At 36.6% G+C, this 25,265-nt stretch carries 22 protein-coding genes and 1 tRNA gene; 12 read left to right on the top strand and 11 right to left on the bottom strand.

Features of this window, described 5'->3' with window-relative positions:
- Positions 1 to 93: 93 nt before the first annotated feature.
- From JO178_RS01590 to JO178_RS01580, 3 genes are all read left to right on the top strand, one after another.
- On the top strand, positions 94 to 729 hold the full coding sequence (locus JO178_RS01590; protein ID WP_291930733.1) for a LysE family translocator: 636 nt from the start codon (positions 94 to 96) through the stop codon (positions 727 to 729).
- A 35-nt stretch (positions 730 to 764) separates the two neighbouring features.
- Positions 765 to 1,637: an AraC family transcriptional regulator gene (locus JO178_RS01585; RefSeq protein ID WP_291930731.1), complete on the top strand. Its 873-nt coding sequence runs from the start codon at positions 765 to 767 to the stop codon at positions 1,635 to 1,637.
- A gap of 82 nt (positions 1,638 to 1,719) precedes the next feature.
- Positions 1,720 to 2,442, top strand: coding sequence for an FAD-binding oxidoreductase (locus JO178_RS01580; protein ID WP_291930729.1), 723 nt, complete (start codon positions 1,720 to 1,722; stop codon positions 2,440 to 2,442).
- Between the two features lie 72 nt (positions 2,443 to 2,514).
- Here the strand turns inward: JO178_RS01580 and JO178_RS01575 are convergent, their stop codons facing one another.
- The 5 genes from JO178_RS01575 to JO178_RS01555 form a co-directional block, all read right to left on the bottom strand.
- Positions 2,515 to 3,093 (bottom strand): NAD(P)H-dependent oxidoreductase, encoded by a 579-nt coding sequence (locus JO178_RS01575; RefSeq protein WP_291930727.1) that lies wholly within the window; start codon positions 3,091 to 3,093, stop codon positions 2,515 to 2,517.
- Positions 3,090 to 4,115, bottom strand: coding sequence for a saccharopine dehydrogenase (locus JO178_RS01570; protein ID WP_291930725.1), 1,026 nt, complete (start codon positions 4,113 to 4,115; stop codon positions 3,090 to 3,092). The genes JO178_RS01575 and JO178_RS01570 overlap by 4 nt, the downstream gene beginning before the upstream one ends.
- Before the next feature lie 54 nt (positions 4,116 to 4,169).
- Positions 4,170 to 4,736 (bottom strand): Crp/Fnr family transcriptional regulator, encoded by a 567-nt coding sequence (locus JO178_RS01565; protein WP_291930722.1) that lies wholly within the window; start codon positions 4,734 to 4,736, stop codon positions 4,170 to 4,172.
- 376 nt (positions 4,737 to 5,112) lie between these two features.
- A complete protein-coding gene (locus tag JO178_RS01560) occupies positions 5,113 to 6,882 on the bottom strand; it encodes an aminopeptidase P family protein (RefSeq protein ID WP_291930720.1) in 1,770 nt (589 codons plus the stop codon).
- Between the two features lie 211 nt (positions 6,883 to 7,093).
- Positions 7,094 to 7,654 carry an RNA polymerase sigma factor gene (locus JO178_RS01555; RefSeq protein WP_291930718.1) on the bottom strand — a complete coding sequence of 187 codons (561 nt, stop codon included), beginning with the start codon at positions 7,652 to 7,654 and terminating at the stop codon, positions 7,094 to 7,096.
- A gap of 180 nt (positions 7,655 to 7,834) precedes the next feature.
- Between JO178_RS01555 and tyrS the strand changes: the two genes are divergently transcribed.
- The gene (gene tyrS / locus JO178_RS01550) at positions 7,835 to 9,130 is read left to right on the top strand and encodes a tyrosine--tRNA ligase (protein ID WP_291930716.1); all 1,296 of its coding nucleotides are present in this window, start codon (positions 7,835 to 7,837) and stop codon (positions 9,128 to 9,130) included.
- 208 nt (positions 9,131 to 9,338) lie between these two features.
- On the opposite strand, the gene JO178_RS01545 is transcribed toward tyrS, so the two are convergent.
- Entirely contained in the window at positions 9,339 to 9,761 is a 423-nt protein-coding gene (locus JO178_RS01545) for a hypothetical protein (RefSeq protein WP_291930714.1), read from the bottom strand.
- Positions 9,762 to 9,961: 200 nt separating this feature from the next.
- On the opposite strand from JO178_RS01545, the gene JO178_RS01540 reads away from it, so the two are divergent.
- Positions 9,962 to 11,935 carry a tetratricopeptide repeat-containing sensor histidine kinase gene (locus JO178_RS01540; protein WP_291930712.1) on the top strand — a complete coding sequence of 658 codons (1,974 nt, stop codon included), beginning with the start codon at positions 9,962 to 9,964 and terminating at the stop codon, positions 11,933 to 11,935.
- A complete protein-coding gene (locus JO178_RS01535) occupies positions 11,925 to 12,569 on the top strand; it encodes a response regulator transcription factor (RefSeq protein WP_291930710.1) in 645 nt (214 codons plus the stop codon). The genes JO178_RS01540 and JO178_RS01535 overlap by 11 nt, the downstream gene beginning before the upstream one ends.
- 47 nt (positions 12,570 to 12,616) lie before the next feature.
- Here JO178_RS01535 and JO178_RS01530 read toward each other — a convergent pair whose 3' ends face one another.
- Positions 12,617 to 13,036 (bottom strand): hypothetical protein, encoded by a 420-nt coding sequence (locus tag JO178_RS01530; RefSeq protein ID WP_291930707.1) that lies wholly within the window; start codon positions 13,034 to 13,036, stop codon positions 12,617 to 12,619.
- Between the two features lie 249 nt (positions 13,037 to 13,285).
- Here JO178_RS01530 and JO178_RS01525 point away from each other — a divergent pair, with 249 nt between their 5' ends.
- From JO178_RS01525 to JO178_RS01515, 3 genes are all read left to right on the top strand, one after another.
- Positions 13,286 to 13,930: an alpha/beta fold hydrolase gene (locus JO178_RS01525; RefSeq protein WP_291930705.1), complete on the top strand. Its 645-nt coding sequence runs from the start codon at positions 13,286 to 13,288 to the stop codon at positions 13,928 to 13,930.
- 114 nt (positions 13,931 to 14,044) lie between these two features.
- A complete protein-coding gene (locus tag JO178_RS01520; protein WP_291930703.1) occupies positions 14,045 to 15,367 on the top strand; it encodes a PDZ domain-containing protein in 1,323 nt (440 codons plus the stop codon).
- Positions 15,368 to 15,370: 3 nt separating this feature from the next.
- Entirely contained in the window at positions 15,371 to 15,898 is a 528-nt protein-coding gene (locus JO178_RS01515; RefSeq protein ID WP_291930701.1) for a hypothetical protein, read from the top strand.
- Here the strand turns inward: JO178_RS01515 and JO178_RS01510 are convergent.
- From JO178_RS01510 to JO178_RS01500, 3 genes are all read right to left on the bottom strand, one after another.
- Positions 15,891 to 16,922: a L,D-transpeptidase gene (locus tag JO178_RS01510; RefSeq protein WP_291930700.1), complete on the bottom strand. Its 1,032-nt coding sequence runs from the start codon at positions 16,920 to 16,922 to the stop codon at positions 15,891 to 15,893. The two genes, JO178_RS01515 and JO178_RS01510, sit on opposite strands and share 8 nt — an antisense overlap.
- A 127-nt stretch (positions 16,923 to 17,049) precedes the next feature.
- Positions 17,050 to 17,808, bottom strand: coding sequence for a helix-turn-helix transcriptional regulator (locus JO178_RS01505; RefSeq protein WP_291930698.1), 759 nt, complete (start codon positions 17,806 to 17,808; stop codon positions 17,050 to 17,052).
- Between the two features lie 505 nt (positions 17,809 to 18,313).
- Complete coding sequence (locus tag JO178_RS01500) at positions 18,314 to 19,447, bottom strand: acyltransferase (RefSeq protein WP_291930696.1); 1,134 nt, start codon at positions 19,445 to 19,447, stop codon at positions 18,314 to 18,316.
- 242 nt (positions 19,448 to 19,689) lie between these two features.
- Between JO178_RS01500 and JO178_RS01495 the strand changes: the two genes are divergently transcribed.
- From JO178_RS01495 to JO178_RS01485, 3 genes are all read left to right on the top strand, one after another.
- Positions 19,690 to 20,742, top strand: a complete 1,053-nt coding sequence (locus tag JO178_RS01495; protein ID WP_291930694.1) for a helix-turn-helix transcriptional regulator — start codon at positions 19,690 to 19,692, stop codon at positions 20,740 to 20,742.
- 137 nt (positions 20,743 to 20,879) lie between these two features.
- Positions 20,880 to 23,726: a TonB-dependent receptor gene (locus JO178_RS01490; protein ID WP_291930692.1), complete on the top strand. Its 2,847-nt coding sequence runs from the start codon at positions 20,880 to 20,882 to the stop codon at positions 23,724 to 23,726.
- Positions 23,727 to 23,744: 18 nt separating this feature from the next.
- Entirely contained in the window at positions 23,745 to 24,926 is a 1,182-nt protein-coding gene (locus JO178_RS01485) for a phosphatidylinositol-specific phospholipase C domain-containing protein (protein WP_291930690.1), read from the top strand.
- Positions 24,927 to 25,134: 208 nt separating this feature from the next.
- Here JO178_RS01485 and JO178_RS01480 read toward each other — a convergent pair.
- Positions 25,135 to 25,208 (bottom strand) — tRNA-Asp (locus tag JO178_RS01480).
- Positions 25,209 to 25,265: the final 57 nt, after the last annotated feature.

The following is a 25,265-nucleotide window of genomic DNA, read 5'->3' as shown; positions in this document are numbered from 1 at the left end:
TTAAATCACTTTCAAGTGGAAAATAAAATATTATTGATTAAAAATTAATATTCTCCTGTTTTTTTGTAAACTTGTACTCATATTCCATTATATATGATTCCGTTTCATGAGCTTTTATTCTTTATTTTAGCTGCATTTGTACTCGTTATTAGCCCGGGACCCAATATGATTTATTTAATTTCAAAATCGATTACTCAGGGAAAAAAATCCGGCTTTATTTCATTAACCGGAGTGGTATGTGGTTTTCTGTTTCATATTATTATGGTTTCTTTTGGCCTTACGGCCGTATTATTAGCTGTTCCTGTTGCTTATACTCTTCTTAAAACAGCTGGAACCGTTTATCTTTTGTACCTGGCTTATCAGGCTGTTAAACCAAAGAGCAGAAACGTATTTGAAGTTGATAAAAACAATACTCATCAGGGGCCCGGAAAACTTTTCAGCATTGGCTTTTTGACAAATGTTCTCAATCCTAAGGTGGCTGTATTTTACGTATCATTTTTTCCTCAGTTTATTAAACCTGAATACGGCTCAGTTTTAATGCAAAGCTTAGAGCTTGGGATTATTCAGGTAATAATAAGTTTCAGTATTAATTTTTTAATCGTTCTTACCGCAGCCAAAATGGCTGTGTTCTTCTCTAAAAATCCAGTATGGTTAAAAGTCCAGAAATGGTTTATGGCAGGTGTTCTGACTTATCTGGCAGTGAAAATGGCCCTGTCAAAAGCAAAATAAAAAGGACAGCATTATTTTACAAATCTTTTTAAGTAATGAAAAAGACAATTCCTACTTATGATCTCAATGATATTTCCCAACTGGGATTTGTCATAGAAAGGATTGAAAAACGCACTCAGGATTCGGAAGATATCCTTTTAAATAAAGGAATTCACCGTGACAGTCATTATATCTTCAGCTGCATGGAAAGCGGCTATGTAAAAATGATGGTAGATTTTAATACTATTGAAAGCAGAGACAGTTGTATCTTCTGTGTTCTTCCCGGACAGGTTCATCAGGGATTCGTTATGAATGAAGTGAATGGCTGGTTTTTAGCAATAAAAGCAGATCTGATTCCCGACACGGTACGTTCTGTTTTTGAAGAATCTCTGGAAGAAATCCGCCCTTTGTCTGTAGATAAAGACTGGATTAAAACACTGAATACCTCAGCAGGAATACTGTATTCTTCTCACACTGCAGAAATGATCGGGTCTAAAGAGGGATTTTTGGTTATTCAGTCCTTACTTCATGCATTCCTTGGATTGTTTGCATTTGCCTATTCCCATAAAAGAATTTCAGAAACTTCAGGTGAAAACCGTTCTTTTCAACTGGCCAGGGCATTCAGGATTTTGGTACGGAAAGAATTCAAAACAGTGAAAAGTCCATCAGAATATGCTGAAAAATTAAATATATCGAGAGGATATCTTACGGAAGTTATCCGTGAGACGACAGGTCAGCCGGCTCAGTACTGGATCCATCAGGAAATTCTGACAGAATCAAAAAGACTTCTGGTCTTCACTCATCTTTCGGTTAAAGAAATTGCTTATGAATTGGGATATAGTGATCATACTTATTTCAGTCGTTTATTTTCAAAACTTGAAAATCAGTCTCCTTCAGAATTTCGGAACAAAAATAAAAACAGACAGTAAACCACGAATAGTCCAATTAATTCCCTGAAACCGCTATGGCCGGATAATCGTTTTGCAGCTTTCTTTGCAATAAAAATTATTTATGCCAAGCCTACCCAAATGGATCAATGATACTGTAGAAAGTGTTTGGTCCTCAAAATTTAAAGATTGCCGTATTGTTCAGATAGAAACCATTACTGACGAGCTCCGCCGTATCCGTTTTGCCGCCGATTTACAGGATGTTCACTATGAGCCTGCCTATGCCATAGGAATAAGGGTCAATGAAAGGGATTTCCGTAATTATTCCCCTTTTAATTTCAATAAAGAAGCAGGTACCTTTGATATTGTATTCCATATTCATGACCCGGAAGCTTCTGGAAGTCATTTCATTAATCATTTATCAGTAGGTAATTCTGTAAAAATTCTAATTCCCAGGGGAAAACGTTTTTTTGAGCCTGAGGCGATGATTCATTTCTCCATAGGCGATGAAACATCACTGGGAAGTTCTCTTTCCATCAAAGAAGCCGCGGAAGAGAATAACCTTTCATTCGGATGTCTTCATGAGCTGGAAGAGCCTTCTGCACTGGAAGCACTGGGTTTATACGGATATCATACATCCAGAAACAATATTGTAAGCCTTATCGAATCATTAACCGATTTTTTAAGGGAAGAAAAACAGGCCATTTACAACGACGATGTCATTTTTTACCTCACGGGAAACGGCAACAGAATGACTTTAATAAGAAAATTTCTTAAAACAAAAGGGGTCTCTCCCAGATGCATAAGATCACAGGCCTATTGGATAGAAGGTAAAAAAGGGCTGTAAAGGAAGGCCCGGAAGCCGGAAGCAGAAGTTATACCGGTTATAACTTTCTGCTAATTCTTCCTTATCATACATTTATTTTTGCTTTTGTCCCAGTTTCTTTACTTTTTCCAGCCACTGAATCCTTTGTTTTTCTGTAGAATTTCTGACAACCCCTATATAAGTTACCTTTACCGGCTTTACTCCACAAAATTCCAGAGTCGATTTTTTGAGCTGATTCACACTTGGCCTGCCAAAAAATAATTGATAGTACCAACCGGGCTGATCTATTGTTGTGATGATATGAGCTGTTTTCCCTTTTAAAAGTTTATCCCACCACACAGAATTTTCTCTGTATTTATAAGCAAGCCCGGGAAGGAAAAGCCTATCAATAAAACCTTTCATAATAGCCGGAAAGCCTCCCCACCATACCGGATGTATCCAGACCAGATGATCTGCCCACCGGATTATCTCCCAGGCTTTAAGCAAATCAGGTTCCAGCTCCATTCTTTTTTGATAGCCAAACTGCAGATTAGGGTTAAAATTTAAATCGGCAATTGTGATTTCTCTGATTATCGTTCCTGAGCTAGCTGCTCCTGTCTTATAAGCTTCAGCCACTCCAAAATTAAAAGACTCTTTATGGGGATGTCCGTTAATAATCACTATTTTTTTCATCGTTCCAAATAGGTATTAATAGTTTCGTAAGCATTCAGTTGAGCAAGTAATGATAAGGGCTCATGCAGCTGATGGCTAAAATAAACAGTATTGCCATGAGGATTCCTAAGTAATTCTTCAGTATGAAGAACAGCAGACAAAGCGGTGAGTTCAGCCTGCCCTTTCTCACTCTGCAAACTTAATTTCCTATGACCATTTTTGCTTTTTATGACAATTTCAAATACAGACTGATCACCATTTCCGCTGGATCCAAAAATCATCTTTCTTTCTTTTAAAGACAGAATACTGAAAATCCTTAAATATTGAAAGGTTCCCAACAGCCATGTAATCAATTTCGAATTATAGGTCATTTTTACACTTACATTCGGAATTCTTTCAATGCGGTTTAAAATATACAGATCCGGTACATCAAAATTATAAGCATCTCTTTTCCCTATTCCAAAGGAAAATTCAAAAGGCTCTGTGTTCAGAAAATGTCTGATGGGAACAGGTTTATCATTTTTATAATCATGGAAAGGCACTGCTACATTTTCGGCCATAAAATGAGCAGAACTCTCTCCGGCCAGATCATTAACAGAATAATACACAAAGACTTTTACTTCCCGAACATCCCCGATATCATCAGAAACCGCTTCTACCAATCCGGGAACAATTCCTCCCATCCATCCTGAACTGAATACAATTCTGCTGTTAACCTCCCTTCTTTTTGCAAGATCATAAGCTTTTACAAGATCGGGAGTTGGTTTGGTAATATCAAGGTAATCAATTTTGTGGTCTATGGCATACTTAAGAATATGATCTGCTTTATCATTCACTGAAAGAATGATCATATCAATCTTATGATCAGAAATCACCTTAAAAGTACCGGGATCGGTCACATCTATTTTCAGGTCTTTATCTGTTTTTCCTTCTTTTCTTCCGCCAATAAAAATATTGACATGAGGATTTCTCGTATGTAAAATTCTGGCAATTGTTTTGCCTACTAATCCATTTCCGCCTATGATCAGAATATTGTGTTCCATTTATTTTTTTTTACAAAACTATACAGATCACATTTCAGCTGACAGGACAAATGTCTAAAACGAAATTTCCTTTCGGATACGGCTCAGATGCCGCTGGGTAATTCCGAGATAAGAAGCGAGGTACTGCAATGGAATATTCTGTATATAATCCGGTTGGTTTTTCAGCAGCGCTGTATATCGTTGGGCTGCATTATTGCGTTGCAGCTGAAAGAATCTCTTTTCAAGTTCCATATATTCCTGTTCAGCAATTGCTTTTAAAAAAACAGTCCAGTTCGGACGGTTCCTAACAAGTTCCTCAATCTTGTTTTTCTTTAGAATCAGAAGGTTCGAATCAGAAATAGCCTGCATGGTTTCCATACTTGGATCTCCGGAAATAAATGATGAATAGGAAGCCATAAGATCATTTGGAAATCTGAAACAATATGTCATATCTTTTCCTTCATCTGAAATATAATACGAACGGAAAATTCCGGATTCTATAAATGCAATTTCCTTACAGTGATCCCCTTCCCGTACAAAATAATCATTTTTGTATATTTTTCTTGTTTCAAACAGGTTCAAAACCTCTTTAATTTCGTTTTCTGAAAACAGATTAAAACTTTGGAAATACTCCTGTATCATTGTTATTAAAAATTAATATCATTCCTAATTGAATACAGCGAAAATAAATAAAAAAACAGGTTTAATAAATATCTTACATGATCATTCCTAATATCAGGTCCTGATAAAAACGTAAAATCATCCCGGGATGGGATGATTTTACAACCGTTTTGAATTGATTGAGTTAGTTATATGAAGATATGATGTTTGTGTTGATGCAAATATAGGCAAGCCGTCATTAGCCTGTATCAGGGGAATCCCTAAAATATTATCCGTAAAAATACGGGTTGTGTAAAAGAAAAAGCCCAGTAAGAAAACTTACAGGACTTTAGTTTATCTAACAATATTCTGTTACAATTTAAAATTTCACGGCTTATGGCTACTCTCCATCAATCATTTAAAGAGGGCTTACCAGTTGCAGGAACCATTCTTTAACGTCACCATCAAGGTAAGGTCCGATTTTTTCCTCACAGGCTTTATGATAACCGTTTAACCATGCAATCTCTTTTTCTGAAAGAATTTCCTTTACCACTGTATCTTTAAAGAACGGGCAGAAGGTTAGAGTTTCAAATTCATAGAATGTTCCGTGAATTGTTGTTTCGGCTTCTTTTACAGCAATAAGGTTCTCATGACGAATTCCATAGTGCCCTTCAAGATAGTACCCCGGTTCGTTGGAACATACCATTCCCGGAAGAAGATCCTGAGGATTTAAATCTTTTCTGATACTTTGCGGGCCTTCATGAACGTTCATGAAACTTCCTACTCCATGTCCTGTACCATGATTGAAGTCTTTTCCTTCCATCCATAGCGGAAGTCTTGCAATAGCATCCAGATGTACTCCTTTTGTTCCTTTAGGGAATTTCACCATTGATAAACGGATGAGCCCCTGCAATACCAGTGTTGAGTTTCTTTTGAATTCTTCAGAAACATTTCCTAAAGCAAAAGTTCTCGTGATATCTGTAGTTCCTTCAAGGTACTGACCTCCTGAATCAACAAGGATGCTTGCCTCATTGGTCACCTCTTTGCTTCCTTCTTTCTTTGCAGAATAATGCATGATGGCTCCATTATCCTTGTACCCTACGATAGAACCAAAACTTTCACCAACAAAGTTTTCACCTGCTGAACGGAAACTTCTCAGTTTTTCACCGATAGAATATTCGTTCATGGCTTCTTTTCCGGCATTGTGAGTTAACCAATAAAGGAATTTCACCATGGCAACACCGTCTCTTACCATTACTTTTCTGAATCCTTCCAGTTCAGCCTCATTTTTCTGAGCTTTCATCAGATTTCCCGGAACCGGAGCTTTGATAAACTGATTATCAGATTTTAGTGTTTCAAAAATCTGTTGGTTACTGTTAGGAGAAACCAATACTTTTTCATTTTTGAATGTTTTCAGATAATTGTAAAACTCTTCATAAGGCATCATCTTTACGAAAGCATCATCCATCTGTTTTCTTGCTTCCACTTCCATCTTTTCCAGACCTGTGAACAGAACTGCATCATTTTTTGTGATCACGATATACCCCAGAAATACGGGGTTACTGTCTACATCACTCCCTCTCAGGTTTAATGTCCATGCAACGTCATCAAGACTTGAGATGATATGAACAGTCGCTTCCTGGTCTTCCATTTTCTGGCGGATAGCAGACAGTTTATCTGTTACAGATTTACCGGCTCTTTCTACAGGATGTACAAAAATAGGATTTGTGGAAGGGGCTGTTCTTTCTTTCCAGACTTCCTTTAAAAGCGGAAGATCTTCCAGTGTAATATTTTTTGAATTCAATTTTTGAGAAAGGAGTTCCCAGTTAGCATTTGAAGCAGCTAAAGTATTTACGGCCACTTTACCCCCTGCAGGAATTTCAGAAATGATCCAGTCGATATAGTTAGGAGTCCCCTCCATTCCGTCTTTAAAAAGATCGATCCCTGAACCATCCAGCTCAATAGCAGCCTGTGTAAAGTATCTTCCGTCTGTCCATAGACCTGCTTTATCCTGGGTTACTACCACAAAACCGGCAGAACCTAAAAAACCTGATAACCAAGCTCTTTCCTGCCATTCTTCAGGAAGATATTCACTCATATGAGGATCTGCAGAATATACTATAAATGCATCAACACTATTTTTCTGCATTTCTTCACGAAGTGCAGCCACTTTTTCCTTTGAAGTCATTCTTTTTCTTTTTTAACCACCGAAAGTTACGAAAAAATTAAAGGCTACAAATGAAATGCATTCTCTATTTTTCTTACTCATTCTCCATTTCTTAACAGGAATTCAGAAAGCCGGACTTGATTACTTATAATCAGTCTGTTTGTTTTTTATACTCTCTTTGAAAAGGATAGTTGATTGTGCCGGATATGCGATATATTCTTCTGTCAGAAACCTAGTTGTCCTCAAACTCATTATTTTTAAGAAGCTCGGCAAGAACTTTTTTAGCACGCATCACCCTTACTTTGGTATTTGCCACTGAAATTCCCAGTTCTTCTGAAATCTCCTTAATGCTTTTCTCTTCAAAAAATCTCAGCCTGATAATATCCTGATAATTGGCATCCAGAGATTCTATGGTTTTGATAATTTTCTTCTGTTCTTCATCAGAAATCATGAGCTCTTCGGGAGATTTCGCATACTGATTTTTAACCTCATCCAGATTATCAATGGAATCTTCATTTTCGCGATTCTTTTTTCTCCAAAAATCAATCACTGTATTCTGTGCAATCGTCAGAATCCATGTTTTAAACTGAAAATGCGGGTCAAACATATCCAGCTTAGAGAGTACTTTAGAAAAAACATTTACGGTAATCTCATCTGCATCATTTTCATCCCTTACTTTTTTCATAACAAAAGAAAAAACATCCACCCAGAAAATATTAATGAGTTTCGTCTGGGCCTTTTGGTCTTTATCCTTGGCCCGCTGGATGAGCAGAAATAGCTGTTCGTCGTTCATTACTAACAAATATAGTGCATTTGGCGGGAAAAGACAAATTTGCAAAAAAGTAAGCCGTAGTCCTGAATTTCCTGCTAATATGAACATTTTACGGTTTTGTAATTTTAGCCTTTCACCCTTTTGTCTTTATACTTCTGAATTTACTATCTTTGCCCCGTAAAATTTTTAAAGTAAAAATCAATGAATTCCTTTATAGAAGAACTTAAATGGCGTGGTCTTTTTGCCGATATGATGCCCGGAACCGATGAACAACTGAATAAAGAGGTAACTACTGCATATATTGGTTTTGACCCTACTGCCGATTCTTTACATATCGGAAGTCTTATTCAGATAAAGATTCTGGCTCACTTCCAGCAGCATGGCCATAAGCCGATCGCATTGGTGGGAGGAGCAACAGGAATGATCGGAGATCCATCTGGAAAGTCAGCGGAAAGAAATCTTTTGGATGAAGAAACTCTTTTACATTATGTTGACTGCTTAAAGAACCAGCTTTCTCAGTTTTTAAATTTTGAAGGAAATGAACCTAACAAAGCTGAACTGGTAAACAACTATGACTGGATGAAGAATATTTCTTTCCTTGATTTTGCTAAAAATATCGGAAAGAATATTACTGTAAATTATATGATGGCCAAAGATTCCGTAAAGAAAAGATTCTCAGGAGAATCTGGTGCAGACGGAATGAGCTTTACAGAATTTACCTATCAGCTGATTCAGGGGTATGATTTTCTTCACCTGTATCAGAATAATAATGTAAAACTTCAGATGGGAGGTTCTGACCAATGGGGAAATATCACCACAGGAACAGAACTAATCCGTAGAAAAGCGCAGGGAGAGGCTTTTGCATTAACTGTTCCTCTGATCACAAAAGCAGATGGTTCTAAATTCGGAAAATCTGAAAGCGGTGAAAACTACTGGCTTGACAAAAAGAAGACTTCTCCATACAAATTCTACCAGTTCTGGCTGAATGCTACCGATGAAGATGCTGAAAGGTTTATTAAATTCTACACATTCCTGGGTAAAGAAGAAATTGAAGCTTTAATCGAAGAGCATAAAACCGCTCCACACGAAAGAAAACTACAGAAAAAACTGGCAGAGGAAGTTACAGTTTGGGTACACGGAAGAGAAGAATATGAAAAAGCACTGAAAGCTTCAGAGATTCTTTTTGGACGTTCTACAGCAGAAGATCTGGTAAGCCTTGATGAAGAGACATTCCTTGAAGTATTTGACGGGGTTCCTCAAAAAGAGGTGGCTAAAGCAGATGTACTGGGAATTAATATGATTGATCTTCTTTCCGAAAAATCAGGATTCTTAAAATCTAAAAGTGAAGCACAGAGAGAAATCAAAGGAAATTCAATCTCTGTAAACAAACAAAAAGTAAATGACACATTTACAGCAAATGAAACGGACCTTATCGACGGAAAATTCCTATTACTTCAAAAAGGTAAAAAAAGCTACTTTATCGTAAAGGTAATTTAATTTTTAACGTGGTATACAATATAAAAAACCGGTGTTGAGGCAGATTCAGCACCGGTTTTGTTTGTAATGGATATATCTAAAAAATATTGAATAATTATCATATTCCGCGGATCCGCAAAAAAGAAAGACCGTTTTTTTACCGTTAAACAAAAAAATCGGTACCAAGATCAATCTTAGCACCGATTCTATTTTGAAAGGTCGTTAATTATTAAAATCCATAACCGGCAGAAGCTGCTAAAATCTGTCCGCTTGAAGTTCCTTCTTTCTTCAGTTCCCCGTCTACCCAGATCTGAACTTTTAAAGTGGAAGAAGCATTCGCTCCAATGGCGTTTACCGCAACATTCGCAGTATAAGCTCCGGGTTGTGTTGTAATTTCAGGGCTTGACCAGGTTGTTCCGCTAAGGCTGGTTGCCGTAGTAGCACTCCCGTCAATTCCATAAGCTGCAACATCTATATTGCTTCCTGCAGAAGCGATCGCTTTAAAAACAACTTTATGACTTTTCCCTGCACCCACTCCCGGTACATTATCGTCGTCATCTTTACTGCAAGAGGACACAAATCCTACCAGCATTGCTGTTAACAATACAACAAATGTTCCCTTCAACAGTCGGCTCATTCTCATTTTTTTCATAATCTTTTTGTTTAAATTTTAGTTACTTTATTTAATATTCTATGATTAGTGATTTGATACCTGCAAAGCTATTAGAGTCCTCAAACTTTATCAATCCTAAAAAAAGGGTAATTTTTTCTACCTAAATTCAGGTATTTTATTTGCTGATTTTTTTAATTAAATTCAGCATTTTAAAAAATATTATACAGAATTGACCCATCATGAAGAGATTACTGATCCTATTAAGCATTTTATTATCTTTCAGTTTACATTCACAGCAAATTATCCCGCTTCATGAAAAATCTTATTTAGACAGTTTACAACATATTATAACAGGACCGTCCGCAGCTGTTTCAAAAGGAAATGCTTCTTTTATTTTATCCAACTATTACCGGAATAGTGATTCCCTGCTGAGTAAAAAGTACCTGGAAAACGGAAAAATATTAGTTAAAAACAGCCCCTTCCTGACTGCAAAAGGCTCTTATTATGAAGGACAGTATTATCTGGACCGGAATAAGGAAAAAGCGGCTCCTTTCTATGAACAGGCAATTAAAGCATTATCCAAATTCAAAAATGAGGAATCTGAAACTTTTCAGGCACTCGCATGGTACAGCTACGGTGTCACCCGGAAAGACAAAGAAGGTTATCCCTTCCTTGTTAAAATTATTCTTGAAAAAGCCCTTCCGCTGATTAAAAAATATGATAAAAGCAGAAACCTCGGTTTTCTGTATACCCAGCTTGCTATTATTCTTACGTATAATGCCCAGTTTGAAAAAGCAGAAAACTATAATAAAAAGGCTTTAGAAATTCTTGAAAAAAACTATCCGAATTCTTCGGAACTATTTTACACTTATCTCAATTCTGCCAGTAATTTCTGTTATCAGGCAAAAGGAGATGAAGCCAGAAAATTTCTGGACAAAGCGGAAAAACTAATTCAGCCTTATCCTGAGTCTTCCTCCAATGCTTTCTACTATTATGGTAAAACGCTTTACTTTATTACCAAACAAAAAAACTCGGAAGCATTACCTGTCATTGATAAAGGAATATTTTATGCAAAAAAATTTAATCAGAATCTGCTGGCTCAAATGTTTTATTTCAATAAATATGATATTTTAAGAAAATTGAAAAGATATCCAGAAGCCAAAAAAGTATTGGAAAACGTTTTGGCAGAAAAATCTCTTGTCCTGGACCTAAACAATAGGAAAACCTTTTATAAACAGCTTTCCACACTCAGTGAAGAAATGGGAAATCCCCGCGAAGCATTAGTATGGGAACAAAAATATTCCAGACTCAATGACAGTCTGAATACTGAAAATGTGAAACTGGAGATCAATAAAATTGAAGCGAAGTATAATGCTGTGGAAAAAGAAAGGAAAATAGCTTTATTAAATGCAGAAAAAAATCAAAAGGATTTAGAGGTAAACAAAAAAAACTCCTATTTATGGGGACTAAGCCTTGTTCTTTTACTGGCTTTAAGCCTCTTGATTTTCCTTCTTATTATTTTCAGGAAGAATAAAAAAATCTCTAAGCAAAAGATACATGAGATTAAACAAAAAGAAGAATTATCACTGACTAAAGCCATCCTGGATGGCGAAGAAAGAGAAAGAGAACGTATTGCAAGAGATCTTCATGATGGCCTGGGTGGAATGCTGGCCGGCGTAAAAATCAATTTTTCTACATGGTCTTCCAATCATTTAGATCCCGAAAAAAATCAGGAATTTTATAAAATTCTGGGACAACTGGATAATTCTGTAAGCGAACTTCGTCATGTAGCAAGAAATTTAATGCCTGAATCCCTTTTGAATTTCGGACTGGAGACCGCATTGAATGATCTGTGCGAATTTTACGGCCGTAAAGATCTCGAAATTGATTTCCAGGCCATTGATATTGAAAAAAATCTCCCTCTGAATATTCAGCTTAATATCTACCGGATTGTACAGGAGCTATTGGCCAATGCCATCAAACACGCAGAAGCCAGCAATATTTTATTACAATGTTCTCAGGCTGCGGAAAGCTTCCTGATCACCATTGAAGATAACGGGAAAGGCTTTAAAGAAGGTATTGAAAAAATGACCAAAAGTATGGGGCTTCGAAATCTGAAAAACAGAGTCAATTACCTGAAAGGGAAAATGGAAATTAATTCTGATCTTCAGGGAACAAGTATTAATATAGAACTCAATATCCATGGAGAATAAAAAAATAAATATTGTCATTGTAGACGATCACCCCATCGTTATCGAAGGATTGAAAAGGATGTTTAGCAATCATCTTCATTTTACGGTTTCTGAAAGCTTTACTACAGGTTCTGAAATTATCAATTTTATTCAGCATCATAAGGTGGATATTATCCTTCTTGACATCACCCTGCCGGATGCCAATGGTGCTGAAATCTGCCGTGAAATAAAAAAAATATCCCCGGCCACTGCAGTAATCATGTTCAGTAATCGCTCTGAAAGAAGTATTATCATGCAATCTGTACAAAATGGAGCCAGTGGCTATATTCTTAAAAATACTTCAATCGATGAACTGGCTGCCTGCCTTCAGGGAGCCTATTCGGGAAATATTGTTTTTTGCAATGAGACAAAACAGATTATCAGTAAACCATCACCCCATGACCATACGGTTCCAAGGCTTACCAAAAGGGAAAAACAGATCCTTCATCTGGTAGCAGAAGGGAAAACAAGTATAATGATCGCTGATGAATTGTTTCTCAGCCCGCTCACAGTAGACACTCACCGTAAAAATCTGTTGCAGAAATTTCAGGCCAAAAATTCAACCGAGCTCATCAATTTGGCATTACAACTGAATATGCTTGAAAATACCCCATAAAAAAGCCGCTTTGACTCAAAGCGGCTTTTTTTATTTTAATAATAAATTTACAATTCTAAGAAGCTGTAATCAATAGAAGCAACAAGTACACCTTTTCCTTTCTTCTTATCTGTTTTTACAATTTCGCCATCTATCCAAAGATTGATCGTTAATTCTGAATCAACATCCGGAAGTGATGCATTAGCATCCAGATTTAATTGTGCCTGGCTTGAGTTCACAAAAAACTCATCACTTTTCCAGGTTGTTCCTACCGGATCAAAAATATCAGTTTTAGTAGTTCCTACCTGAGTTACAATTGTTTTAATAACCCCTCCGGTACTAGTCTTTACTTCAAATTGAACCATGTGATCCTGAGATCCGTCATCATCATCTTTTTTACAAGAACTGACAACAGTAACTACAGAAAATAATAAAACGAATAAAAAAGAAAGTCTTAGTAAACTTTTTGATTTGTAAAATTGCTTCATTTCTCCAAATAGATTTTTAATGTTCCAAATATAGGTTTTTTATTAATATAAAAATAACTTTTATAGAAAATTTTCAATAAAGAATTACAAATAATATCAAATCAGCAAAAACAAAAAAAAACAGTCTAACACACAATAATACAGTTCAAATGAACAATCATTAAACATCCGGCATCTGATTGCCAAACTTATTTACATGAATAATAAAACATAGAATTTACAATATGATTTATTGGCTATATTTGCTGTATGAATTTAGATTATATAGTAAGAGAGCCGGAAAATATTACTTCCACTACTCCTGTTCTTTTTATGCTTCATGGCTACGGAAGCAATGAACAAGATCTTTTCAGCTTTAGAGAAACATTGCCTAATGACTGGCTTATTATAAGCTTCCGAGCACCCAGAGATACCCAGTTTGAAGGATATTCCTGGTTTGATATTGATTTTAACAATGCTGAAAATTTTATTGATATAGACCAGGCGAAGGAATCCTTTAATTCAGTATTGGAAAGTATATTAAAAATCATCAATCACTATGGGCTTACCGAAAGCAAAGTACACTTATGCGGCTTTAGCCAGGGAGGTATGCTATGCTATGCCTTAGCGTTACAACATCCTGAGCTTTTTAATAATATTGCCTGCCTGAGTACCTATCCGGAAGAAAAGCTGCTGGATGGTATTGTAAAGGATAAAAAGAAACTGGAAAGATTAAGATTTTTCATCTCACACGGTACTGATGATGCTGTTATTCCTTTAGAATGGGGAAGAAAAGCTGCGGATCTGTTGTATGATCTGAGCTGTTATTTCACATTCAGAGAATATATGAGTGGGCATGGAGTGAACCAGAAGAATTATATGGACCTCATGGAATTCTTCTCTAAAAACGCTTAATTCCATTTGAAATAAATCAATAACGTATTGCAATTTATTGTAATTTATACAAACATTCCTGCATTTGGAATGTTTTTTTATTGATAATCTGTATTTTTTCACTAAATTCAGTAAATGAAATTCAGGGTTCTTTTATTGGGTTTATTTATAAGCATTTTAATCAATGCCCAGAATTCATTTGAACTGACCAATGCTTCCAAAGCAGTGATTCCGTTTAAGTTCATCAATAATCTTATTTTTATTCCCATCAACGTTAATGGTGCTGAACTCACTTTCTTACTGGATACCGGTGTTTCGGAAACCCTGCTTTTCAGTGTAGACAATAAGGAAGTCAAGCTGGCTAATGTAGAAAAGGTGAAATTTTCAGGACTGGGAGGCAGCAAAAGTATTGACGGCTTAAAATCTGAACGGAATTTAGCCCGGATAGGTGACCATATCATTAATAACTCCATGTCTCTTTATATTATTATTGATGAAGAGTTTAATATCTCCTCCCATGTAGGAATTCCGGTCAATGGAATGATTGGGTATCATTTTTTTAAAAATCATCCTATTTCGATAGACTATGCCGCAAAAAAAATAACGGTATATGAAAATCAGGATGCCCTTCCAAAGAAGATCAGAAAGTTTGATGAACTTTCCATTAGCATAGAAAAAGAAAAACCTTATCTCTATGCCGATATAGAAATGACCAATGAAAAGAAAAACTCAAAATTATTGATTGATCTTGGCAATAGTGACGCTTTATGGCTCTTCCCTACTTTAATTAAAAATTTTGTCTATAACAGACCTAATATTGATGATTTTCTCGGCCGGGGATTCAATGGCGATATTTATGGCAAAAGAAGCAGAATCCACAACTTTTATCTCGGAAAATTTAAGTTTGAAAAGCCCATCACTTCTATGCCTGATGAGTTTTCCATTCAGCACGTCAATTTGGTGGAAAACAGAAAAGGATCTGTGGGCGGAGAAATTATGCGCAGATTTTTTGTTATATTTGATTACACTAACAAAAAGTTATATATAAAGAAAAACAGATTTTTTGATGATCCTTTTCATTTTAACATGAGTGGATTAGACTTCAGACAGGATGGGCTGGAATGGAGTGAAGAGAGGGTAAAAATTGAAACTCAGCCGTCCACCATTAAAATGAATGAAGCCTATTCACCGGATTCTTTCCAGTATAAATTTATTCTGAAACCTGTTTTTTCGATCGCAGGGGTAAGAAAAGATTCTCCGGCAGATAAAGCAGGGTTAAAAAAAGATGACAAAATTATCAGTATCAATGGAAACAAAGCATCGGATATGACGATGGAAAAAATCATTGAACTTGTGAAATCTTCTGAGGGCCGAAATATCACCCTTGTTATTGAGAGAAAAAATGAAACTTTAACTTTAGGATTTACCTTAGAAGATCCGATCCCTTATCAAGATTAGCCTATGGAAACCGAAGAAACCACCTTAGACAGAATAAGAACCAGACCCAGATTTAAGATGTTTACCCATCTTACCAAAGAAGAGTATGCTGAAAATTTAAAAAAATACCTTGCGGAACATCAAGATGAATTTTCCGGTAATATCAATAAAGAAGTAGCCACAATCAGCGTAGAAACAAAGTATGATAATTACTGGAAACCCCGTCTTTCTCTGCGTGTCGAACATGAGGATGAGCATACGGTCATCCGGGGTGTATTCGGGCCAAGTTCTGCAGTCTGGACATTTTTCATGTTCCTTTATTTTTCTTTTTCTATTCTCTGGATGACATTCTTTACGATGTATTATGTAGAAAAACAAATAAAAAGCGCCGAGTACCCTTGGGCACTAAGCGCTTCTTTTGTCATGATATTTTTTATTCTTCTCACCTATGCTGCTGCAAGATTCGGACAGCATAAAGGAAAAGAAGAAATGCTTAAACTAAGAAAATTCGCTGAAGAATCTACTTTACAATTCGAGAAAAAAGTTAATTAGACGAAGATTCCGCAGGTTTTTCACTGACCACAGGAGCAGCCATTGCTTTTGCTGTTTTAATAGAATCCGCCACTCTTTCTCTGTTGCTTTGTTCTTTCAGCATTTTAGGAACATCCGGTTCTAATAACTTTGTAAGTTCTTCCACTGAGATATTATTGGCATTCGGATCATTTAAAAGTTTCTTCCAGGGTTTTCTTCCGCCCCAGTTATAGTCTCCGAATACCATAACAGCCGTTCCTCTGGCCTTTGTAGTAGCTCCGCCGGGGTTCAATATCCAGGTATCCGCATATGAATACAACCATTGGGCATCTTTCCTTAATAATCTTAAACATGAGTGTGATGCCGGGTATCCGGGAAGAGTGTATTCATGCCATCCGATTCCTCCTATATTATGAATATTGAAGTTGTAAGGAAGTTTCCATTCGCTGCTTACGGTAGAGATTGACAGTTTCTTTTTCCAGTTGGCAAAAGTAAGACCTCTTGTCGTCTGAGCTGCTTTTTTCCCCATACTTGTAGGTCCCCATTTTACAAGGCTTCCATTTGAATACACTGCGAAAGCCTGAATAGGATATGAAAAGATGACAAATTTTTTCACGCCGCTCAATACATCCAGTTGCATAGGAAAAGGAGAATAAGCCATCAGTGTTGTATCTATTTTTGCCGGTACAACAAGAGTATCTGCATTCCATTTACTTTTGGAATCCAGCCTGTTTAGGGCTAAAATAGCGGTTCGTTCTTTTTCATTATATTTTTTGCTGAATGCTGCATACACAGAATCCCTCATTTTTTTATCTTTTGGAAGTACAAAAGCATTATAAAAACCATCTTCCTGCATGGCAGGCGGAGCTGATTCTTTCTTCACCACAGGTACAGAATCTTTTTTAATAGAATCTGCTTCCGCTTTCGGAGTTTCCGATACAGAAGAAACTGTGTCTTTAAAAGTATCGCTTATTTTTTCTATTTCTTTTTTACATGAAATAAGAAATACCCCGCATAAACAGGCATAAAAAAATGATTTTTTCACAGATATGTTTTTCATAACTAAATTAGGTCATGTAGTTTGGCTACCCAGTACAAATATCAGACCTAAAATTGAAATTCAAAACATATTCTTAAAAAAATCTTAAAAAAAAGTTAATTAAGTGTATTTTTTACAGTAGTTTATTTGTTTTAGCGTAAGATAATGCCTCAGCAATATTATTTACTCCAATTTTATCAAACAGTTTTTTTCGGTGAAATTTGACCGTATCTGCTGAAATAAAAAGTCTTTCAGCTATTTCATTGATCGTCAGCCCGCTGGTATAAAGACTTAAGATTTCATATTCTCTGGATGAAAGCTTCATTTTTTCACTTTTCTCCCAGGTATCTGCATCCAGATCGTATTTCCAGATTTCATCAGAACCATCTTTGCTTAGGATCACATTTCCCGCAGAGGTGTTACTGGAAAGAGAGACAACACATAATGCCTTCCAAACCTGCCCTTCTTCGGTAAGAAACATCGGAGTGAGTTTATGATTTACCAAAATCAGGTTTTTTCTGCTGTTGATCAGATTAAAATCATAAGAAATAGAATATTTTTTCCTGTCAGCAACAGGAATGGTTTCATAAAATTTAAATCCTGCTTCATTAATCTTAATCAGCATTTCTACATCCTCTGGTTTTACATTCTGAAAATAGAAAGCATAACCCAGCGCTTTTACCTCTTCCGAAGTCTTCCCGCACAAGAAGAGCGGATTATCTGAAACATATTCAAATCCTCTGTTCTGATAATTGATGACATACAGACTTTGGTACGTTGTTCTGGAAAGAGCTCTTATAGCTTCCAGGTAGTCTCCCGACTGGCTAAAGTCAATATCTGCATCATGTCTTACTTCATTGCTATCATTAAAAAATCTGTTAATTTGCTCCATATGCTTATAAGTATTCGTATGTCAACTACCCAAAGGAGTAGTTTTAACTACAATACCACAAATCTACACAAAAGTGTAGTAGTTTTCAAAATACAGTGATTTACTTTTGCCAACAGAATTACATGATTGTACCTTTTTTAGAACACCATCACAAGACAGGCTCAAAATAGCACTTCTTCTCTGTTATCAATAACCATGATATAAAGAAGCTGTCTAACAAATTCGGTTAAAGTAAAAAATAGGTTTTGCCATAAAGTTTTTATCGTAAATAACTTGGAATACGAAGATCTATTCAGACTGAAGATATTAAAGAAAGACGACCGAATTACAGCAGCTCTAAAGATCAGCTTTTTAACAGTATTACTGCTTAAAAGTCAAAAACTGATCGAAGCACCATATCGCTGATCTATCTCTATTACTGTCTTGCCAGACAGTAATTTTTTTTCAGACTCTTTTACAACAGCTCCCGATAAAAAGGACACTACCACTTTTCATTATTTTAAGATTAAACTGCTTTTCTGATGATCAGTCTGTCTCTTAATTTCGTTGTTGGAATTTCAAAATATTTATAGATGAAAAAAGGGATCATCAGACATAAAAAAATGTAAATCGGAAAATTGAAGTATCCGGGGATACGATCTACAATCCAAGGTTGAATTAGAGATAAATTGACGAGATACATCGAATATGAAATAAGACTGATGTAAGTAACCGGCTTTGCTATCTTTAAATGACTGGTTGTATAGCTGCTTAAAAAAGGTAAGAGAAAAAGAGTTCCTACGGACATCAATGAAAAAGAAAATACAGAAAGATAGAGACTTCGTGCTTCTGTAATGATTCCTATAAAAGAAAGATGGCTAATAATAATTAATATGAGCCCTGCAACAAGCATTGTTTCCTTCCCTTTATTCCAGATTCGGGGGTAATAATATTTAATATAAGCTCCCAGAACACCATACATTAAACTGTCCAGTCTTGTAATCACCTGTTTTCTGAAGTTAATATCCCAGGAACGCAGATCATGAGGGATAATATCTGTAGAATATCTGTACAGCCGGAATAGGGTAACAAAAAGAATAACAAAGAAAATAACAGAAAGAATAGAAGTTTTTACTTTAAGTTTTAACACCCTGATCAATCCATATAAAAATATAGGCATCAGTAAATAAAACCATTCTTCCACACTTAGACTCCATGCTTCCGGGAAGAACCCGGGATGAGGAGAAGCAAAACTCTGAATAAACAAAAAATACTGGGCATAATCAGATTTTGGAGAATCGTTTGTAAAAAATACTTCCAAAATGACAAGAACAGACAACACCAGAAAATAAGCAGGCAAAGTTCTGCACCACCTTCTTATCCAGAAATTAAATAATACCCTTCTGTCAAATTTATTTTCATTTAAAATCTTGATTAATATGCCTCCTATCAAAAAGCCGCTCAAAACAAAAAACAAAGTAACGCCGTCCAGCATAAAACGGACCAGAAAATCAGAAAACGGCAGATAATGTAAACCATGGCCTATAAAAACAAAAGAAATAGCAAAAAAACGCAGCAGATCCAGTCCAAAAACTCTGTTTTCATCAATATCTATCGTGAATATTTGCTTGATTATCCTTGTTACGTTATTGAAAAGCATTTTTTAATTCTTTAAGCTGAATGGCACATATTAAATGGGTCCGTCAGAATTTCATTTTGAATGCAAAACTAAAATTAAAAATAATATTATCCGTATAAAGAATAAAAATCTAAGAATAAAATTCTGTTTAATACCCGCGGCAGCACCGAAAAAAAGAATAAAGCCACATCGTACTATATTTAATAATTTGTTAAAGATACCATGCTCATATTATCTATAATTTTGGCAAAATATCAGTTATCATGTTATACATCATTATGGTAGTTGTACTACAGGCACTTATCACCCTAACTTTACTGATGTGCCTTATCAAAAACAGAGAATCTGTACTGAATATGTTGCTATTGTATATTATTGTAGTCAGTATGGATATGGGATATGAATATTTTATCATTCAAAAATTCGGTTACGAATCTGTACTGTACGAAATTCCGGGAAGTCTTCGTGTTTTTAAAGGCCTTATATTCCTGTACATTACGACTTATTTAATCAATATTCGGTGGAGAGACAGACTCAGATACCTGATCATTCCGTTCTCATTGATTGTTATTCATCATGCGATTGCTCTCTCTGCAAAAATTTTTGAATTCTCCTGGGCGGATATAGCGATCAAATCCTATAAATCATATTTCAGCTACTACAGTTATTACTGGGTAGCCTGCCTTTCCCTCTGTATTTACTTTTTAACAAAATATCGTAAAAACATCAGCCATCCGGTGGCAAAAAATTTTCGTTACCTGCTTTGCTATGTATTAGCTGGCGTACTGGTTTTTTGGGCAGTATATCTGTTAGGCTGGAATACGATGGTATATCAAAAGATTTATAGTCTTTTATTTCTGTTTCAATTTGGCTGGATTTTGTACGTTTATATTTTAACGTACCAAAGCAGACTACAGAAACAGACTCTGCATACCCCTCATTTTTCAGCTCCAAAAGAAACATATCAGTATAAAGACCTGTCTAAAATAGATTTTGAATCCGTACAACAATCCATCATCGCTTTCTATCAGGAAAGTCAGGTTTATCTGGATGAAGAATTTACTCTGGACCAGCTTTCCGGCCATTTGAAAATAAGTAAGACAGACTTAAGCATTACTTTCAATAAACATCTTAATTCCAATTTTCACGAATATACCAACAGAAACCGGATTCAGCATTTTAAACAGATCTTGTCGGAAGATCCTTCGGCCAGTGTTACTGATCTTGCCTTTCAGTGTGGCTTTAAATCCAAATCTACTTTTTATAAGTATTTTAAAAAGGAATATGACTGTCTTCCTTCCCAGCTCGCCCATTAGTTACAATAATTTAACATTATTAATTACCTGATTTACAGCATAGTTTTCCTCGGACTCCAGAGAATAAGTTGTATAAAATTTAAATGAACTAAAACTTTTAAAAGAGCAGACATCTTTGCATAGAAATTTTTACAAAGATGGCACGCAAAAGACTTTTTTTAACAAAAGCAGCATTTTTTCTTCTTGGGCCTTTAGCCTTTGCACAGACAACAGTTCATGGAATTGTTGTAGATCCCGTGGGAAACCTCCCCAACGCTCTGATTTATATTGAAAATACAGGTGAAAAAATCACTTCCGGTACCGATGGTTCTTTTATCCTCAGTAATGTTTATGATGGTAATTATAAACTTATTATCGAGTACAAAGGATATGAGAGCCTCTCTATTCCTATTACGGTGCTGAATAAAAAGGAAGTGGAGCTCGGACTCATCAAACTGGGAACAAAACTTAAAGAGAACAACCTTCAGGAGGTCATTGTTACCAGTATGTACAAAGCTTCACAGGCGAGAGCAATCGCCATGAAGAAAAACTCCAATACCATTACTGAAGTTCTTTCTGCAGATGCTATTGGAAAACTTCCTGACCGTAACGCTGCCGATGCAGTACAACGTATGCAGGGAGTTTCCATCGAAAGAGATATGGGGGAAGGGCGTTTTGTCGCCGTAAGAGGAACTCCGGTACAATGGACAGCTTCGACATTAAACGGCAACAGGATGCCAAGTGCAAGTGGTGATAACGCCAATCGGGGGATACAAATGGATATTTTTCCTTCGGAGCTCATTCAGAATGTCCGTCTATCTAAAGCATTAACCCCCGACCTGGATGGAGATGCCATTGGTGGCAATATCGATTTTATTACGAAAACATCTCCCAACAAAGAAATACTGGCTATAAGCATGGCTTCAGGCTATGTGAATATGTCCAAATCCCCTACTTATAACACCTCAGTCGTCTATGGAAACAAAATCACTAATAAGCTGAAATTTATTGCCTCTGCAGTAATCTGGGAACGTTCTACTGCCATAGATCAGATGAGGAACATTTTCAATTACGGTCTTCAGGATAAAACAGCGTCTTATTCTATCAACCAGCTTCAGCTACGTGATTATCTGGCCAACCGGAGAACCCTGGGATTCAATACTGGGCTGGATTATGAAATCAACAGCAGGAATAAATTATACTTTAAAGGCTTATACAGCCAATATAAAGACGGACAATCCGTACGGGAAACCTATTTTAATTTTGATAATAAAAATGTAATGCTTCAGGCAAGGCATGCTGATTATCTTACCGATCTGTATTCTATGCAGCTGGGAGGAAACCATCAGACAGGGCAACGCATAGAAATAAACTGGTCCTTATCTAAAGCACGTTCAGAATTCAGATTTAACTCTCCGGAAAATCTTGACAAATATGAAAGAGGGTATCCAATGATTAATTTCATACAACCCATGACCTACGGAAATTTATCCGCGGACGGGAAAAAATACATGGCGATGGATGCTCCGGACAGCATCGGAGACACCGGCACTTATACGCTGCCTTATAATCAACAGCCCATTGCCGCAGATAAACTAAGATTAAACCAGATTATTCTCAGCCAGAACCGTAACAGCGAAACTGACCTCAGAGGACAGGTAGATGCTAAATATAAAGCTTCTGACAGCTTTGAATTTAAGTTCGGAACCAAATACAACAATAAAGAAAAAACAGTCAGTAGTTCTTTACTGGTCTGGATGCCCCAATCTTCCCTGGGAATACCGGGAGCTCCCGTCACTTACCTGAACCAGCTTGAGCGTGAAGGATTCCCTTACAGAGGAGGTTTTATGAATCCTCTTGGTAATCCTTATAACGGGGTTCTCCTGGATCAGATCACCAATACACAAATTGACAGGATGTATGATCCTGATACTCAAAAGAGACTGGGACTGGTGCTGGTAAACTCTAAAGACAGCAATTCAAATATAACCAGCTCGTACAGAGGTACCGAAAATGTATGGGCAGCTTATGTAATGGGGACATGGAAAATTACAGATCAGCTTCAGGTCTTAGGCGGGGTCAGAAATGAATATAATGCCATTACATTCTGGGGGAAAAAAGTAGGATCTGATAAAAATAATACAGCAGAAGATATTAAAGACAACAAAACCTATAATGTATTGCTTCCCATGATCAATATGAAATGGAATATCAGTAACGACCGTATTCTGAGACTTGCTTACACCCGTTCATTTGCAAGACCAGACTTCAATGATCTGAACCCGGGAACCATTGTCAATGATATCACCAATACAATTACACAGGGAAATACCAAACTGGATCCTACATTTTCAAATAATTTTGATATTATGTTTGAAAACTATTTCGGAAAACTGGATCTTATCACAGCCGGAGTTTTCTATAAAGATATTACCAATCTTATCTATAAAGATCAGTCTGTTGCAGATATCGGAGGAAGAGCTTACACATTTACCGCTCCGAAAAATCTGGAAGGGGCAACACTATTCGGGTTTGAATTCGGAATTTCAAAACGTTTCGAAAACCTTCCCGGCTTTTTGAAAAATATTGGCTTCGAGGGAAATTATACCTACATCTCTTCTAAGATGAATATGCCGGTCTACGAAAACGGAAAACAAACCGGAACCATGTCTACCACCATTCCTAATCAGGCCAAACATATTTTCAACACTATACTATTCTATGAAACCAGTAAATTCATGCTGCGTCTGGCCGGAAACTACAAAGGTAATTATGTGAGTGAAATCAGAGCGGCCGCAGGAGCAGATCATTACCAATATTTTGATAAAAACTTTACGGTAGACTTTTCAACCTCTTACAGCATTAGCCGGAAAATACGGCTGTTTGTAGAGCTTAATAATATTTTCAATGAGCCCAACCGCTATTATATGGGAGTAAAAAACCGCGTAGAAAATATATCCTACTCCGGAATACGGGGACAGTTGGGATTCAATTTCAATTTTTAATCAAAATTATTCATTTATATGAAAAAGTATATATACGGAGCTGCATTATGTATGACAGCTTTACTGAAGGCACAGGATAAATGCCCGAATCTAAGGATCAATCAACTGCAAATCGTGGGAACCCATAATTCGTATGCACAACCTGCAGATCCACGGGTACTGGATTTAGTCACCCCTATTATTAACGGAATGATGCAAAAATACGGCAGTCTGATGTCCGAAGAGCAGAAAGCTAAATTTAAAGAATATCATCCTTACGGAATGGATCTGAAAGAAGGATTACATTATAATCATCCTGATTTTGAACAACAGCTGAATGCCAACCTTCGCGGACTGGAAATTGACGTGTATTATGATCCTGAAGGAAGCAGATTCAGTCATCCTGTTTCCTACCAGACATTGCAGGCAAAAGGAATCACGGATCTTGCCCCTTTCAATACAAAAGGACTGGATCAGCCTGGCTTTAAAGTACTGCATATGGCCGACATTGATTTCAGAACCCACTACCCTACCTTAAAAGAGGCCCTTACAGTTCTTAAAAACTGGTCTGATCTGCATCCTGATCATACACCTGTTTTCATGATGATTGAAGCTAAGGACTCCGGATTTCCTATTTTTGAGAACAGTACTAAAGTTTTACCTTTTGACAAGAATGCTTACGATCATCTGGATGAAGAAATTGTGAAATACATGGGAAAAGATAAGATTATTATGCCGAAGGATGTTCAGGGGAATTACTCTACTTTAAAAGAGGCGGTGACTCATAACAACTGGCCTAAGCTAAAAGAAAGTTCCGGTAAATTTATCTTCATGCTTTTACCCGGCAGCGCAGGAACTTTATCGTCTAAGAACAATCCCTATCTTATCAACGGCTCTTTAAAAGAAAGAGTGATGTTTCTCAACAGCGAACCTGATGATTCTTTTGCTGCTTTTATTTTACGGGATAATGCCATTGTCAGACAAAAAGAAATACAGGATCTGATAAAACAGGGATATATTGTACGAACAAGAGCTGATATTGAAACGTATGAAGCAAAAAACAATGACTTCACACGGTCTAAAGCTGCTTTCAGCAGCGGTGCTCAGGTGATATCTACAGATTTTTTCCGTCCGGGAAATACTTATGGGACCCCTTATTTTGTACAACCTCCTCCAGGAAAGGGCTATCTTAAGAACCCATTGAACGCTTCATGTCCATAAAATCTCATCAGACAAGTTCATAAAACAAACTCAATACTTCTTTTAATCATAGTCCTGACAGATGTAAGACCTGTCAGGACTATCTTATGATTTCAGTGTACAAATGAATCAGCAGCCATATTTTTAAAAACCATTGCCCCATCTACCTCATCTGTAGTACAATCAAAAAAAACCTGTAAATTTCTTTACAGGTTTTTTGATTGAGTTGCGATCCGGACGGGACTCGAACCCGCGACCTCCGCCGTGACAGGGCGGCATTCTAACCAGCTGAACTACCGGATCAATTTTTTTAAAAGAAATTGAGAAAACTTCTGCGATCCGGACGAGACTCGAACCCGC

The organism is Chryseobacterium sp. (genome assembly GCF_019236175.1).
Classification (GTDB): Bacteria; Bacteroidota; Bacteroidia; order Flavobacteriales; family Weeksellaceae; genus Chryseobacterium.
Note: the sequence above shows the minus strand (reverse complement) of the source record. Positions and strands in the feature narration are given on the sequence as shown.